The following is a 14588-nucleotide window of genomic DNA, read 5'->3' on the forward strand; positions in this document are numbered from 1 at the left end:
TTCGCGGCAAAATCGATGCATAAAGAGGACCGCCAATGATCCCAGGCTCTTTCGTCCCCACCAAGGCGTTTTTCACCAAAGGTGTCGGCCGCCACAAAAATAAGCTCCAATCCTTCGAGCTGGCCCTGCGCGAAGCCGGCATCGAAAAGCTCAACCTCGTTTACGTGTCGAGCATCTTTCCGCCGCATTGCCAGCTGATCACCATCCCCGAGGGCGTGAGCCTCTTGAGCCCCGGCCAGATCACCTTCTGCGTCATGGCCAGAAACGCCACCGACGAAAAGAACCGCCTCGTGGGCTCGGCCGTGGGCATGGCCTTCCCGGCCGACAAGTCCAACTACGGCTACATTTCCGAGCACACGGCCTTCGGCGCCGAGGAGCAGGAGATCGGCGACTTCGCCGAGGACCTCGCTTCCACCATGCTCGCCACCACCCTCGGCATCGATTTCGATCCCGAGACGGCCTACGACGAGCGCCGCCAGACCTACCTCATGAGCGGCAAGATCATCGATTCCGCCTCCATGCCCTGCGTGACCACGGGCGAATCGGGCATGTGGACCACGACCATCTCCGCGGTGGTGTTCATTCCCTAAGCCCATGTCCCAGGCGGCACTCTTCGCCCCCGGGTCGGCGGCCGCGTCCATGCCGGAGCACGGCTGATGGACGCGGCCGCCCGGGCCAGGGAAATCGTCAAGCGGCTGCGGCCGCTCTACCCTGTCCTTACGCCGGCGCTCGACTATCATAGCGCCTATGAGTTGCTTGTGGCCACGGTCCTGGCCGCCCAGTGCACCGACGCCCGCGTCAACACCGTCACACCCGAATTCTTCCGCCGCTGGCCGGATCCCGCCGCCCTGGCGCATGCCGCCGTCGGCGACGTGGAGGACGTCGTCCATTCCACGGGCTTTTTCCGGCAAAAGGCAAAAAACCTCGTGGCCGCGGCCCGGCGCATGGTCTCCCTGCACGGCGGGACCGTACCCGACACCATGGAAGCGCTCACGGCGCTGCCGGGCGTCGCGCGCAAGACGGCCAACATCGTACTGTCCAACGCTCTCGGCAAAAACGAGGGCATCGCCGTGGACACCCACGTGCGCCGGCTGTCCTTCCGCCTGGGCTTGACGTCCTCGGACAACCCGATCATCATAGAAAAGGATATGATGCCGCTTTTTGCACGCAAGGACTGGGGGGCAATCAACCACCTGCTGGTCCTGCACGGCCGGGCCGTGTGCAAGGCCCGCTCCCCCCGTTGCGACGCCTGCGCGCTCGGCGACATCTGTCCGAGGCGCGGGCTCTGACCGCGCCCATGGCCGCCGCGGCGCGCCATCAGGCAACAACCCGTTTTCCGGTTTGCAACCGTAGCGCCGCCGTGTGACGTTCCGGGCCGGCCCTGCCGGCCCCCGAGACGGCGGCACCCGAGGGTCTCATGACCGCCGTGCCCATCTCCGCTTCTTCCACCCGACGCGACCGCTTGGTCCTTGGCTTCGTCTTCCTGCTTTCCGGCGCTTCGGCCCTGCTGTTTGAAACCCTGTGGCTGCATCTGGCCGGGCTGGTCTTCGGCGTCGGCGTCTACGCAAGCGCCTTGGTCCTTTCGAGCTTCATGGGCGGGCTCGCCCTCGGCAACGCGCTGATCTCCCGCTTCGGCCGCGACGTGACCGATCCGGTGCGTTTCTACGCCGCCATGGAATTGCTCGTCGGGGCCTGGGGCCTGTTGCTGGTCCTGTGCTTTCCCCTGCTCACGGTATGGCTCGGGGCCATGCTGCACCCGGCCCTGGACAAGCCTGTCCTGCTCAATTCCCTGCGGTTTTCGTTTTCGTTTTTGCTTTTTCTGCTGCCGGCCACGGCCATGGGCGTGACCTTGCCGCTGCTGGTCAAGGCCCTCGCCCGCCGGCCAGGGGAATTCGGCCTCGCTCTCGGCCGGCTTTACGGCGTCAATACGCTCGGGGCCTGCCTCGGCGCGCTGCTCGGCGAAACGGTGCTCATCGCGCCGCTCGGGCTTTCGGGAACGGGCTGGTTCGCCGCCGGACTCAACGTGCTGGCCGCCGTCGGCGCGCTGGCCGTTGCCGCGAAATTCCGCGAGGCGCCCGTGCGCGCGGACGACGCGACCAAGGCCGCCCCGCCGCCGCTGTCCTCCCGCGCCAGACGGCTGCTCGCCGCCGGCTTCCTCTCCGGCGCGGCCTTTCTGGGCCTCGAAGTCGTCTGGACCCGGTTTCTCCAGCTTTTCGTGCGCTCCACGAGCCTGGCCTTCGCCGTGATGCTCGCCGTGATCCTGGCCGGCATCGGCCTCGGCGGAGCGTTCGCGGGCTGGTGGCTGCGCCGCGAGGCCGACGGCCGCCGCGTCACCGCGCCCCTGGTCCTTTGCATCGGGGCCGCCGCCCTGGCCTCCTACCGCCTGTTCGAAGCCGCGGCCGGGGTGTCGCTTGGCGTCTACCAGAGTGTGGACTGGCGCTATGTGACCGTGTTGTCCCTGGCCCTGATGTTCCCTGCCGCCTTCGTTTCGGGCCTGGTCTTCACGACGCTCGGCGAAGCCTTCCACCGCGAAGTGGGCGACCGGGCGCGCTCGGCCGGCCTCGTGGCCATGGCCAACACCCTGGGGGCCATGCTCGGGCCGCTTGCGGCCGGTTTCGTCCTCCTGCCGCTTTTCGGCATGGAGTGGAGCCTTTTCGCGCTCTGCGCCGCCTACGTCCTGCCGACCATACTCTGCCTGGGCAAGGCCGCGCCCTGGCCGTCGCCGCGCGCAAGCCGCCCGCTCCAGGCCGCCGGCGTCGCCTTCACCCTGTGCCTGGCGATCTTCCCCTTCGGTTCCATGGACGGCTATTTCAAGCGCGCCTGCGCCGACTTCCTCAAGGACGGCGAAAAGCTCATCGCCACCATCGAAGGCGTTACCGGCACCCTGCAATACCTCCGCCAGGACTACCTCGGCCACCCCTACGCCTACCGCCTCGTCACCGACGGCTACTCCATGTCCTCAACGGACCGCAGCGCCAAACGCTACATGAAGCTCTTCGCCTATTTCCCCGAGGCCGTGCTGCAAAATCCCAAGTCCGCCCTGCTCATCTGCTTCGGCACCGGCTCCACGGCCACGGCCCTGACCGAGGACAAGCGGCTGACGTCCATCGACGTGGTGGACATCTCCCGGGACGTTTTAAGCGGCGCATCCATTGTCTACCCCAAGCCCGAAAAAAATCCCCTGGAGGACCCCCGCGTCCGCACGCACGTGGAGGACGGCCGGTTCTTCCTGCTGGCTTCCAGCAAGAAATACGACATCATCACGGCCGAGCCGCCGCCGCCCATGATGGCCGGCGTGGCCAACCTCTATTCCCGGGAATACTTCCGGCTCATCCGCGACCGCCTGGCCGACGGCGGCATGGTCACCTACTGGCTGCCGGTGTTCGAGATTTCCTCGCAGGACGCCAAGGCCATCCTCAAGGCCTTCTCGGAAGCCTTCGAACACGCCTCGTTGTGGATGGGAGACAATTTCAACTGGATGATGGTCGGGGTGAAAAAGCCCAAAGGCCCCAAGCCGGACGCGGATTTTTCCCAGCCCTGGGATGCGCCGGACACCGGGGAGGGTCTGCGCCGCATCGCCGTGGAGAAACCGGCCCAACTCGGCGCGCTTTTTATGCTCGACGGCAAGTCCCTGGCCGGCTACCTCGGCGACGCCAAGCCGCTCACCGACAACTATCCCAAGCGCCTGCGCGGCTATCCGGACAGCCCCGAGGTCCAGAAACAGTTTCTGGCCGCACACAACGAGCTCATGGACGCCATGGCCGCCAAGACGCGTTTCGGCGAGTCGGCCGAAGCGGCCCTGCTGCTGCCGCCCGCCGTGCGGGCCGAGGCCGACGCCTGGTTCGAGACGCAGCAGATCATGAACACCTACCTTAACAACATGCTCACGCCGCCGCCTTCCCTGCCGGCGGTCAACTACGTCCTCTCGGGCACGGACCTGCGCGTGTTGCCGCTTTGGCTCATGAAGTCCGACGCCAAGAAGCAGGCTATCGTGACCAAGGCACTGGCCGCGGGCATGGCCCCCACGGCGGAGACGGAGTTCCAGCTCGGCATCCGCGCCCTGGCCGACCGCGATTACCTGCTGGCCGAAGCCAAGCTCCGGCGCGCCCAGGACCTGGGCTACCCAAGCAACCTCGCCCCGGCGCGCGTGTTCGTGCTGTGCCTCGCCGGCCGGCTGGCCGAGGCCGAAGACCTCGCGGCCGTGGCCTTCAAGGGCGGCCAGGCCAGCGTCGCGGCCAAGTCATACATGGACTGGCTGGCCCGGACCTTCGGCTTCAAGAGCCCGTTTTAATCCCTGCGCCGGTTGCGGCCCCTGCGCCGCAACCGGCAGCCCGCACGGCCACGCCGCAATCGACACTGTCTATCGTTAGCGCCCGAGCGCATCGAATCAATCGATTTGACCTCCCCCGCGTCCCTGGGACTATGTTCCGGCAAAAGGAGTACCCATGGACACGACGCTGGATTGCCGGGGACTTGCCTGCCCCGGGCCTGTGCTGCGCTGCAAGGATTGCGTGGAAAAAGAGGCCCCCAAGACCCTCACCGTCACCGTGGACAACCAGGCGGCCAAGGAAAACGTCACCCGGTTCCTCGGCATGCGCGGCTACGCCGTCGCGGCGCAAGAAGCCGACGGGCTTTTCACGCTGACGGCCACCGCCTCCGGCGACGCCCCGCAACCGGTCCCGGCCCCCGCGTCCCCCGCGCCGCGCCAGGCAGCGGAAAATCCCAGGACGGCCGTGTTCATCACCGCCGATACCGTGGGCCGGGGCGATCCCGAACTCGGGGCCAAGCTCATGGTCAACTTCGTGAACACCCTCCCCGAACTTGGCGAAGGCCTGTGGCGCATCATCCTGGTCAACGGCGGCGTGAAGCTGGCCGTGACCGGCAGCCCGGTCCTGGCCAAACTCAAGGAACTGGCCGCCTCGGGCGTCTCCATTCTCGTCTGCGGCACCTGTCTGGACTTTTTCGGCATTCTGGACAAGAAAGAGGTCGGCGAGACGACCAACATGCTCGATGTGGTCACCAGCCTCGCTCTCGCGGACAAGGTCATCCAGATTTGAACCGAACGGCCGGTGCCCGGCGGCCGTTTCCCTTTTGCACGACGCCCGCTGTGCGCCGCCCGTTCATGGTACGCGGACGCTGCCGGGCGACGTCCGGACGCAGGAGCCGTGGAAAGCCGCATGCAGGATGAAAGCCCGACCACAGAGTATCTGCCGGCCCGACGGCTCAGCCGGGAACGCATCCTGGAAATCGCCCGGGAAATTGCGCAGTCTCCGGCCGCGTGGTCCCTCGGCGTCGTGCCCCTGGCCATAGCCATCGTCAATGATACGCGGCAAATCGTTTACGCCAACGCCCGCTTCGCGGCATTGGCCAACGCCGACAGCCCGGAAGCGGTCCTCGGCAAACGCCCGGGCGAGGCACTGGGCTGCCTGCATGCCTTCGAGAGCAAAGGCGGGTGCGGCACCACGCGCTTTTGCCAGTACTGCGGCGCGGCCAACGCCATCGTCAAAAGCCTCGGCGGCCAGCGCGCCACCCAGGAATGCGCCATCAACCGCAAAAACGTCACCGAACTCGATGCGCTGAACCTGCAGGTCTGGGCCTGTCCCATGGACCGGGGCGACCAGCGGCTCGTACTCAATTCCATCCTCGACATCGCCCACGAAAAAGCCCTGCGCACCTTTGAACGCATCTTCTTCCACGACGTCATGAACGCCGTCTCCGGCATCAAGGGCATCCACGAAATCATCGCCCCGGAGCTGCCGGACCGGTTCACGCCCGACATGGACCTGCTGCGCCGCGCCATCGAGGACATCCAGAACATCATCGAGACGCAACAGGACTTCCTCTCCGTCGAAACGAAGGAATACACGCCGGCTTTTTCTTCCTGCGACACCCGCGAGGTCCTTTCCTACCTGGCCTCCTACTGCCAGTCATTCACCTTCGACGCCTCCCGGACCATCCGCGTCGACCCTGCGTCGCCGGCGCTGCGCTTTTCGACCGACCTGCGCATCCTGCAGCGCGTGATGGTCAACATGATCAAAAACGCCCTGGAAGCCTCGCGCCCCGGGGAAGCCGTCACCCTCGGCTGCGAGCGGCAAGGAGACGGCAGCGTGGCCCTGTGGGTCCACAACGACGCCGTGCTGCCCCGGGAAACGGCAATGCGCCTGTTCCAGAAAGGCTATTCCACCAAGGGCTCGGGCCGGGGCTTCGGCACCTACAGCATGCGGCTGTTCGCCCGCCAGTGCCTGGGCGGCGACGTGGATTTCGAAAGCGCCCCCGAATCCGGCACCCGTTTTTTTATCACGCTGCCGGCGTAAGCGCCGCCCCTCTTCCTTCCCATGGACGAAGCAGCCTCCATCCGCCTCAACAAGGCCCTGGCCGACGCCGGCGTGACCTCGCGGCGACAGGCCGACGCGTTGATCGCCGCCGGGCGGGTGACGGTCAACGGGACCGTGGTCACGGAACTGGGCCGCAAGGTCGATCCCGGCCGCGACGCCCTGGCCGTGGACGGCAAGTCCGTGTCTCTGCGCCGCGACGCCGGAAACCTGACGCTCATGCTGCACAAGCGCCCGGGCTGCGTGACCACGGCCCGCGACCCCGAAGGCCGGCCCACCGTGTTCGACGCCCTGCCCGCGCGCTTTCGCAAGCGGCGGCTTTTCTCCGTGGGGCGGCTCGACTACTTCTCCGAGGGGCTGCTCCTGCTCACCACCGACGGCGAACTGGCCTTCCGGCTGGCGCATCCGCGCTGGCACGTGGCCAAACGCTACCGGGTCACGGTGCGCGGCGCGGTCGGTCAGAACACCCTCGACGCCATGGCGCGGGGCATGACCCTGGCCGAAGGCGAGGCGCTCGCGCCGGTGCCGGCCCGCATCGTCAAGCGTCTCGGCCCGGACCGCTTCGTGCTGGAAATGGAACTCTCCCAGGGCGTCAACCGCCAGGTCCGGCGCATGTGCCGCGACTTGCAGCTCACGGTGCTGCAGCTCGTACGCGTCGCCCAGGGGCCGCTCGCCTTGGGCGAACTGCCGCCCGGGGAATGCCGGGAACTCACGGCCGGCGAATTGACCGCCCTGCGCCGCGCCGTGGGGCTCGATGGAGAAAGGTCGGAGACGCGCCCGCAGACTGTCCGCGAAATCACCGCGCGCCCTGCGGAGCGGCCGCAACAAAAACACCGCGCCGCACCCCAGTCCCGGGTGCGGCGCGGCAGGTAAGGCAGGACGTCTCTTGCGCTATTTGGGCAGGTCGTGTCCCTTGACCGGAACGTTGTCGTGGACTTTGGCGTCCCTGGGCGGGGTGAAGGCGAAGAGCGTATCCGCTAGCTTGGGATTGACCACCACGCCTTCGAGGGTCAGGTCGTTGGTGTTGGCGTAGAAATCCTGGATGAAGATGCGGGCGATCATGTCCGTGGACAAATCCACCCAGACCTTGGCCAGCACGAGCCCGGGCTCGGGTTCGCGCGGGGCGAGTTGGAGCACGGCCTGTCCCGGCCCGGCCTCCCCGGGCTTGCCGGCGGCGACCAGGAAATCCTCGGTCAGGTTGGCCTTGCCCGTGAGGAAGCGCAACATGGTCTTGGAGCCGATGATCTCCTGCACCGCGTAGCGGTAGGCCTCCTTGTCCTCCTCGAAATAGTCCCAGACGGCATCCTTGCCGACGATGAGCAGTTCCTTTTCGGGTTTGAGCGTCTCCCAGCGCACGAGCACGGGCTTCTTGAATAGAAAGGAGCCGGAACGCTTTTCCGTGTCGCCGCTGGCCGCGTTGCGGATGGACTGGCTGAAATTGGCGGAAAAGGCATTGATCGTGGCGTACTTCTTCTGGATGCGCCCGGCGAGCTCCGTCGCGTCCACGGCCATGGCCGGCGCGGCCCAGAGGGCGAGCAGGCACAGGGCCATAAAAAGCGGCAGGAGGGATGCCTTCGGCGACCAAAGGGCTCCGCCCTTTGGAATCCCTTCTCGGGGGGCGTCACCCTGCGCGCGGCATGCAGTCTCCATCACTCGTCTCGTCTCCGATAAACTATCCATAGTTCCTTTATCCACTATTGTTACGCTCCCCCCTTTCGGGGTGGTCCAGGAGGGGCCCTCGGCCCCTCCTGGCCGCCGGAGGCATTGGTCTAAACTCTTTACTCTTTGTTCCGAATAACCGACCGGGGCTTGCTGCCTTCCTGGGGGCCGAGGAGGCCGTCGCGCTCCATTTGTTCGATAAAGCGGGCGGCCCGGTTGAAGCCGATGCGGAAGCGCCGCTGGATGAGCGAAATGGAGGCCTTGCCCTGCTCCATGACGAATTCCACGGCCTGCGGGTAGACCGCGTCGGAAGCGGTGTCGTCGCCGCCTTCGCCGCCGAGTTCCCCTCCGCCGCCGTTGCCGTCCTTCTGCCATTCGCTGAAATCGAGGCGGTAGCTCGGCGCGGCGTGGCTCTTCCAGTGTTCGACCACAGCGGCGGTTTCCTCGTCGGAGACAAAGGCCCCGTGCATGCGCACGGTCTTGCCACCGCTGGGTTTAAAGAGCATGTCGCCGCGCCCCAGCAGGTATTCCGCGCCCACGGCATCGAGGATGGTGCGCGAATCGTGCTTGCTCGTCACCTGGAAGGCGATGCGCGTGGGGAAGTTGGCCTTGATCAGCCCCGTGACCACGTCCACGCTCGGGCGCTGGGTGGCCAGGATCAGGTGGATGCCGGCGGCGCGGGCCAGCTGGGCCAGGCGCACGATGCTGACTTCCACTTCCTTGGCCGCGGTCATCATGAGGTCGGCCAGCTCGTCGATGACGATGACGAGGTAGGGCAAGGGCTCGAGCCCGGCCAGTTCGTCGGGCCGCTTGTCGCCCATTTTCTCGAGCTTTTCGTTGTAGCCGGCGATGTTGCGCACGCCGAGGAGCGCCATGGCCTCGTAGCGCCTGTCCATCTCGGCCACGGCCCAGTCCAGGGCGGATTTGGCCATGGCCGTCTCGGTCACGACCGGGTGCACGAGGTGGGGCAGGTCGTTGTAGACGGAAAGCTCGATGCGCTTAGGATCGACGAGCAGGAGCTTCACCTCGTCGGGTGTGGCCTTGTAGAGGATCGAGAGCAGGATGCCGTTGATGCACACGCTCTTGCCCGAACCCGTGGCGCCGGCCACGAGCAGGTGCGGCATGCGTGCGAGGTCCGCCACCTGCGGCCGGCCCTGGATGTCCTTGCCGATGGCGAGCGTCAGTTTGGACGGCGAAGCGCGGAAGGCCTCGGTGTCGAGCACCTCGCGGAAATAGACGGTCTGGCGCTTGGCGTTGGGGATCTCGACGCCCACCGTGTCCTTGCCCGGGATGGGACCTTCGATGCGCACGGCCAAAGCCTTCATGGCCAGGGCCAGGTCCACGGAAAGCCCGACGATGCGGCTGATCTTGACACCGGGCGCGGGCTTGACCTCGAACATGGTGACGACCGGCCCGGGCACCACGCGCATGACCTCGCCCTGGATGCCGAAGTCATTGAGGCAGGTGATGAGGCTCTCGGCCTGCCGGCGGCAGACCTCGGGATCGACGGGCGCGTTGCCGGTCGCGGGCGGCACGCTGAGCAGGTCAAGCGTCGGTATCATGTCGCCGGATTTGGCTGCGGGCCTGGGCGCGGGTCTGGCCGGTTTCGGCGCGGCCGGTTTTGCGGGGGCCGGGGCCACGTTCTGCATGGGCGAGGGGTCCTCGTGCGCGGGTTTCGCGCCGGCCTTTGGCGCGGGCCCGTCCGTGCGCACCTGGTGCACGATGGCATCGAGGAAGCGGTCCACGGCCTCGGTCGGTTCCTTGGCCGGGGCCGCGACAGGCACGGGCTTGGCCGCCGGCGCGACGGTCGTCTCCGGGTCCTTGGCCGCCTTGGCCTTTTCGCGCGCGGGGCGCGCCTTGGGCTTGGCCGCCGGCGCAATCTCCTCACCGTCGAGCTCGAATTCGGGCTCGGGTTCCGGCTCGGGGGCGCGGGGCTTGGCCGGACGCTGCGCTTCCCGCTCCGCCCTGGCCTCGGCGCGGCGTTCGCGCCAGGCGCTCCAGGCGTCGAGACAGCGCCAGCACTGCTCGTTGAGGACGGCCATGACCGGCTGCCAGAAATTGCTCCAGGTCAGGCCGAAGGTCAGCTGCACCGCGGCCACCATGGCGCAGCCCAGGAAAAAGTAGGCCCCGAAAGCGCTCAAGTAATGGTTGAAGAATTCAAAAAGCGCCCTGCCGACCCCGCCCCCGCCCCGGACATTGCCGAGACCCAGGCCGAAAAGGCCCCAGGACGATCCGAGAAAGGCGAGCAGGACCAGGGACAGGAAAAAGGCCCCGGCCCCGCGCCAGAACGGCAATTTCAGGCACGGCGCGAACAGGCGCAGGCTGCGCCAGACGATCCAGCAGGGGATGAGGTAGGCCCAGACGCCGAAGGATTCGGCGAGCAGGCCGCCGAGGTAGGCCCCGACCAGCCCGGCCTTGTTGGCCACGCCGTGGCGGGCCGAAACGGATTGGTTGAATCCCGGGTCGCCCGCATTGTACGTGTACAGGGCGACGCAGAGAAAAACGGCCAGGAAAAAGGCGGCCAGTCCCACGATCTCCCGGGTGACCCGGAAGCCCGGCTGTCCGCCCTTTCCGGCGTCCTTGCCATTAGTGCGTGCGGCAGTTCCCATTATTGCGCTTCAGGGAGCAGGCTTTCGCGTGGCGCTCGGCAAAAAACACGGTCGTTTCTTGCGGGCGCGACGCTATTCCCTGCCGATGTAGCCGCCCGTGCGGGTGTCCACCTTGATCTTGTCACCGGTGTTGATGAAAAGCGGCACAAGGACCGTGATGCCCGTTTCGACCACGGCCGGCTTGGTCGCGCCGCTGACCGTGTCGCCCTTGACCCCGGGCTCGGTGTCCTTGATTTCGAGCACGACCGAGGCCGGCAGGTCCACGTCCAGGGGCGCGCCCTTGTAGAGCAGCATCTTGAGCTCCATGCCGTCCTTGAGGTAGCCGCCTTTCTCGCCGAGCGGCCCCGCGCCCACATGCAGCTGCTCGTAGCTCTCCATGTCCATGAAGACGTATTCCTCGCCCTCGCGGTAGAGGTACTGCATCTCCTTGCTCTCGAGGTCGGGCTTGACCATCTTTTCGCCGGACCGGAACGTGTTTTCCACGACCCGGCCGTTGATCATGTTCTTGAGCTTGGTGCGGATGAACGCCCCGCCCTTGCCCGGCTTGACGTGCAGGAAATCGACGATTTCATAGGGCACGCCGTCCATTTCGATTTTCAGTCCCCGGCGGAAGTCGGTGGTCGAAAGCATTGTCGCTCCTTCACATGAAGTTTGGATTGTCGGTGATGTGCCGCCACAGGGCCAGGACGGCCAGGGCGTATCCGGTGAGTCCGAAACCGGCGATGCAGCCGATGCAGTTTCTGCCGATGATGCTTTTTTGCCTAAGCGGCTCGTCGGTGCGGGCGAAGATATTGGAGATGTGGACCTCGACGCAGGGGATGCCGATCCAGGCCAGGCAGTCGGCCAGGGCCAGGCTCGTATGGGTGTAGGCCCCGGCGTTGAGCACGACGCCGTCGAGGCCGTCCTTCCAGGCCTGTTCCAGCCGGTCGATGCAGTGCCCTTCGCTGTTGGCCTGGTGGAATTGCAGTTCGAGGCTCGCGGCGTCCGGGCCGAGCATCTCGGCCACCATGTCCGGGAGGTCCTCTATGGTGCGGCGCCCGTAGATCTCGGGCTGGCGCACGCCGATGAAGCCGAGGTTGGGGCCGTTTAACACAAGCAGTCTGACCTTGCGCATACTGTCTTCCTTGAAGTCAGGCCCCGGAAGCGCCGGCCTTGACGGCGCGCGCGGAGCCGGTCACAACGCCGCAATGGATACCACGGCGCAACAGAGAACGGAACTGGACCTGGAGCTTCTCACCACGGCCTTTCTGTCGGAGCAACTGCCGGCGCCCGCTGCGCCGCAGATCGCCCTGGCCGGCCGTTCCAATGTCGGCAAATCGACGCTGGTCAACTGCCTGGCCGGCCGCAAGGGCCTGGCCAAGATCAGCGCCACGCCCGGCAAGACCCGCAGCCTCAACTTCTACCAGTCCCGGACCACCGGTTATTGCCTGGTCGATCTGCCGGGCTACGGCTACGCCCGCTGTTCCATGGAGGAGCGGGAGAAATGGGCCAAGCTCATCGAGGCCTACCTGCGCAAGACCGACCGGTTGCGGGCCGTGGCCGCCCTGGTCGATTGCCGCCTGCCGCCCCAGCGCCTGGATTTGGAGCTGGTCGACTGGCTGCGCGACCGGCGCATCCCCCTGATCCTGGTGTTGACCAAGGCCGACAAGTGCAAGCAGCGCGACCGGGAAGCCCGGAAAAAAGAGTGGCGGGAGCTGGCGCGACCCGCCTTCCCGCCGATCCTATTTTCCGGCAAGACCGGCCTTGGCCGGGAAGCGCTGTGCCGGGTCCTGGCCGAAGCCGCCTTCAGTTCCGGGGAGTCTCCTCCCGTTCCTTGAAAAAACCGACGAGGAACTCCGCATCCTTGGGGCCCAAGTTGAAATTCATGGCCGCCTTGTTGATCAGCGCGGGCACGGACTCCCCCGTCAACTCGCGCTGGCTGTCGATCCATTTGACAGCGCGGCGCAACAACTCGCCCTGGGGCATGATGGTGGTCATCGGGCCTCCTTGCTCAAGCGCAAAGCATACACGAGGCCGCGCCCGCTTGCAACTTGCCCGCCTGTGGGATAGCACCGCCGGGACAAACCGTCCCCGGAGAACGCGCCCGTCATGACCGAATCCATCGCCGCCACCGTCCTCGGCCTCGTCGAGGGAGCCACGGAATTCCTGCCCGTTTCCTCCACCGGCCACCTCATCCTGGTCGGCCACCTCATCGGGTTCACCGGCGACAAGGCCGACAGCTTCGACGTCATCATCCAGCTCGGGGCCATCCTGGCTGTGCTCGTCCTGTATTGGAAACGTTTCTGGTGGCTCGTCTCGCCCAAGGCGCTGCACGCCTTTTCGGGATTGCGCGGCATCTGGCTGCTGTTTCTCACCTCGCTGCCGGCGGGGCTGGTCGGCTTTGCCGCGCGCAAGACGATCAAGGCGCACCTGTTCGGCCCGGTGACGGTCGCCCTGGCGCTGGCCATCGGTGCCCTCATGATCTTCTGGGTGGAGTCGCGCAAGAAACGCGACCGTTTCTACACCCTCGACGAAATGACGCCGGGACTGGCGTTCGGCATCGGCTGCTTCCAGTGCCTGGCCCTGTGGCCGGGTTTTTCGCGCTCGGCCGCGACGATCATGGGCGGCATGCTGCTCGGGGCCAAGCGGAGCCTGGCCGCCGAATATTCGTTCATCGCCGCCGTGCCGCTGATGTTTGCGGCCACGCTCTACGACTTCTACAAGAGCGCGGCGCTTTTTTCCGCCGACGACATGGGCATCCTCGGCATCGGTTTCGTGGTCTCGTTCCTCTCGGCCCTGGTCGCGGTCAAGACGTTCATCGTCCTGGTCAAGCGGGTGTCCTTGCGGCCCTTCGCCTGGTACCGGCTGGCGCTGGCCGCGGCGGTTTTCCTGCTCTGGCCCAAGGGGCAACTCTAGACGCACAAAAAAATGCTTGCCAAGAACCCAAGAAACGTCTAAATACGCGTTTCTCCGCCGACGGGGACATCTGGCGAGGTAGCTCAGACGGTTAGAGCATGCGGCTCATATCCGCAGTGTCGGGGGTTCAATTCCCTCCCTCGCTACCAAGAATTCCATGGAAACCGGACGTCAAGTCCGGTTTCTTTTTTTATTTCCGGACGGTTGCAACGTACCTCCCCCCTTCGTCCATCCTGGACAAACCGGCCTGACACGACTATGGTCGCTTGGATGCGACATGTTCCGCTGCCGCTCCGGCGCGCTTTCCCCTGCACGATTTCCGCCCTCGCCCTCGTGGCGGCGCTGGCCTTCGTCCTGGTCGCGGCCACGCCCGGCCTAGCCAGGAAGACCAAGGCCGCGCAGGCGGTCTCCGCTGCCGCCCCGGCCGAATCCGCCGCCGACCTCCTGGTGCGCTCGGGCAAGCAGCCGCACAAGATCCTGCTTGTTGGCGACTCGTTCGCCCAGGGCCTGGGCCTGACCATGCCGCAGTCGCTGGGGCAGAAGTCCCAGGCCGCCCTGGCCAACCGCGGCAAGGTCTCGAGCGGGCTCAATTCGCCGCAGTTCTACGACTGGGAAAAGGCACTGGCGACGTTTCTCGACGCGGAAAAGCCCGACGTCCTGCTGGTCATGCTCGGCGGCAACGACGCCAAAAACGGTCGGGGCACACCGCAGTGGGCCCAGGACTTCTCGGCCAAGGCCAAACGGTTTCTGGACATCGCCGCCGGACACGGCGTGACGGTCTACTGGGTGGGCCTGCCGCCCATGCGCGAAAAGGCTTACAGCCAGCGCGCCTGGACCGCCAACGAGGCCATGCGCACGGCATGCGGCGCGGCCGGGTCCTGCCGTTTCATCGATTCCTGGGACCTGTTCGCCGACGCCTCGGGCCGGTTTTGTCCCAAGAAAACCCTGGCCGGCAAGGCCGTCTCCCTGCGCGGCAAGGACGGCGTCCATTTCACGACCGCCGGCTGCCGCCTGCTGACGGACCGCATCGTCATGGCCATGGCCGATCCCCGCTGATCCCGTCACGACCCGATCCGCATCCACAACCCGCGAG

General features: G+C 66.3%; 14 protein-coding genes and 1 tRNA gene. 10 read left to right on the forward strand and 5 right to left on the reverse strand.

The window, feature by feature from the left end; genetic code table 11:
• The first annotated feature begins 35 nt into the window (after positions 1 to 35).
• The 6 genes from Q368_RS0106960 to Q368_RS0106985 all read left to right on the forward strand — a co-directional run bounded on the left by Q368_RS0106960 (position 36) and on the right by Q368_RS0106985 (position 7205).
• Entirely contained in the window at positions 36 to 590 is a 555-nt protein-coding gene (locus Q368_RS0106960; protein WP_029458427.1) for a pyruvoyl-dependent arginine decarboxylase, read from the forward strand.
• 66 nt (positions 591 to 656) lie between these two features.
• Positions 657 to 1289: an endonuclease III gene (gene nth, locus Q368_RS0106965; RefSeq protein WP_029458429.1), complete on the forward strand. Its 633-nt coding sequence runs from the start codon at positions 657 to 659 to the stop codon at positions 1287 to 1289.
• 128 nt (positions 1290 to 1417) lie between these two features.
• Positions 1418 to 4291 carry a fused MFS/spermidine synthase gene (locus tag Q368_RS0106970; protein ID WP_029458431.1) on the forward strand — a complete coding sequence of 958 codons (2874 nt, stop codon included), beginning with the start codon at positions 1418 to 1420 and terminating at the stop codon, positions 4289 to 4291.
• Positions 4292 to 4445: 154 nt separating this feature from the next.
• On the forward strand, positions 4446 to 5057 hold the full coding sequence (gene yedF / locus Q368_RS0106975) for a sulfurtransferase-like selenium metabolism protein YedF (protein ID WP_029458432.1): 612 nt from the start codon (positions 4446 to 4448) through the stop codon (positions 5055 to 5057).
• 120 nt (positions 5058 to 5177) lie between these two features.
• Positions 5178 to 6314, forward strand: coding sequence for a sensor histidine kinase (locus tag Q368_RS0106980; RefSeq protein ID WP_029458433.1), 1137 nt, complete (start codon positions 5178 to 5180; stop codon positions 6312 to 6314).
• Between the two features lie 21 nt (positions 6315 to 6335).
• The gene (locus Q368_RS0106985; RefSeq protein WP_052360068.1) at positions 6336 to 7205 is read left to right on the forward strand and encodes a pseudouridine synthase; all 870 of its coding nucleotides are present in this window, start codon (positions 6336 to 6338) and stop codon (positions 7203 to 7205) included.
• Between the two features lie 18 nt (positions 7206 to 7223).
• Here Q368_RS0106985 and lolA read toward each other — a convergent pair whose 3' ends face one another.
• From lolA to Q368_RS0107005, 4 genes are all read right to left on the reverse strand, one after another.
• A complete protein-coding gene (gene lolA, locus Q368_RS0106990) occupies positions 7224 to 7883 on the reverse strand; it encodes an outer membrane lipoprotein periplasmic chaperone LolA (RefSeq protein WP_029458435.1) in 660 nt (219 codons plus the stop codon).
• A 227-nt stretch (positions 7884 to 8110) separates the two neighbouring features.
• Positions 8111 to 10600 carry a DNA translocase FtsK gene (locus tag Q368_RS0106995; RefSeq protein WP_029458436.1) on the reverse strand — a complete coding sequence of 830 codons (2490 nt, stop codon included), beginning with the start codon at positions 10598 to 10600 and terminating at the stop codon, positions 8111 to 8113.
• Between the two features lie 72 nt (positions 10601 to 10672).
• Positions 10673 to 11230: an elongation factor P gene (gene efp / locus Q368_RS0107000; protein ID WP_029458437.1), complete on the reverse strand. Its 558-nt coding sequence runs from the start codon at positions 11228 to 11230 to the stop codon at positions 10673 to 10675.
• Between the two features lie 10 nt (positions 11231 to 11240).
• Complete coding sequence (locus Q368_RS0107005; protein WP_029458438.1) at positions 11241 to 11714, reverse strand: type II 3-dehydroquinate dehydratase; 474 nt, start codon at positions 11712 to 11714, stop codon at positions 11241 to 11243.
• Between the two features lie 73 nt (positions 11715 to 11787).
• On the opposite strand from Q368_RS0107005, the gene yihA reads away from it, so the two are divergent.
• Complete coding sequence (gene yihA, locus Q368_RS0107010; RefSeq protein WP_029458439.1) at positions 11788 to 12417, forward strand: ribosome biogenesis GTP-binding protein YihA/YsxC; 630 nt, start codon at positions 11788 to 11790, stop codon at positions 12415 to 12417.
• Here the strand turns inward: yihA and Q368_RS0107015 are convergent.
• Positions 12386 to 12577, reverse strand: coding sequence for a hypothetical protein (locus tag Q368_RS0107015; RefSeq protein WP_029458440.1), 192 nt, complete (start codon positions 12575 to 12577; stop codon positions 12386 to 12388). The two genes, yihA and Q368_RS0107015, sit on opposite strands and share 32 nt — an antisense overlap.
• 111 nt (positions 12578 to 12688) lie before the next feature.
• On the opposite strand from Q368_RS0107015, the gene Q368_RS0107020 reads away from it, so the two are divergent.
• The 3 genes from Q368_RS0107020 to Q368_RS0107030 all read left to right on the forward strand — a co-directional run bounded on the left by Q368_RS0107020 (position 12689) and on the right by Q368_RS0107030 (position 14551).
• Positions 12689 to 13495, forward strand: coding sequence for an undecaprenyl-diphosphate phosphatase (locus tag Q368_RS0107020; protein ID WP_029458441.1), 807 nt, complete (start codon positions 12689 to 12691; stop codon positions 13493 to 13495).
• A 72-nt stretch (positions 13496 to 13567) separates the two neighbouring features.
• Positions 13568 to 13644, forward strand: a tRNA-Met gene (locus tag Q368_RS0107025).
• 121 nt (positions 13645 to 13765) lie between these two features.
• Positions 13766 to 14551, forward strand: coding sequence for an SGNH/GDSL hydrolase family protein (locus tag Q368_RS0107030; RefSeq protein ID WP_043785319.1), 786 nt, complete (start codon positions 13766 to 13768; stop codon positions 14549 to 14551).
• Positions 14552 to 14588: the final 37 nt, after the last annotated feature.

This window comes from Solidesulfovibrio alcoholivorans DSM 5433, from assembly GCF_000702665.1.
In the GTDB taxonomy this organism is placed as follows: domain Bacteria; phylum Desulfobacterota; class Desulfovibrionia; order Desulfovibrionales; family Desulfovibrionaceae; genus Solidesulfovibrio; species Solidesulfovibrio alcoholivorans.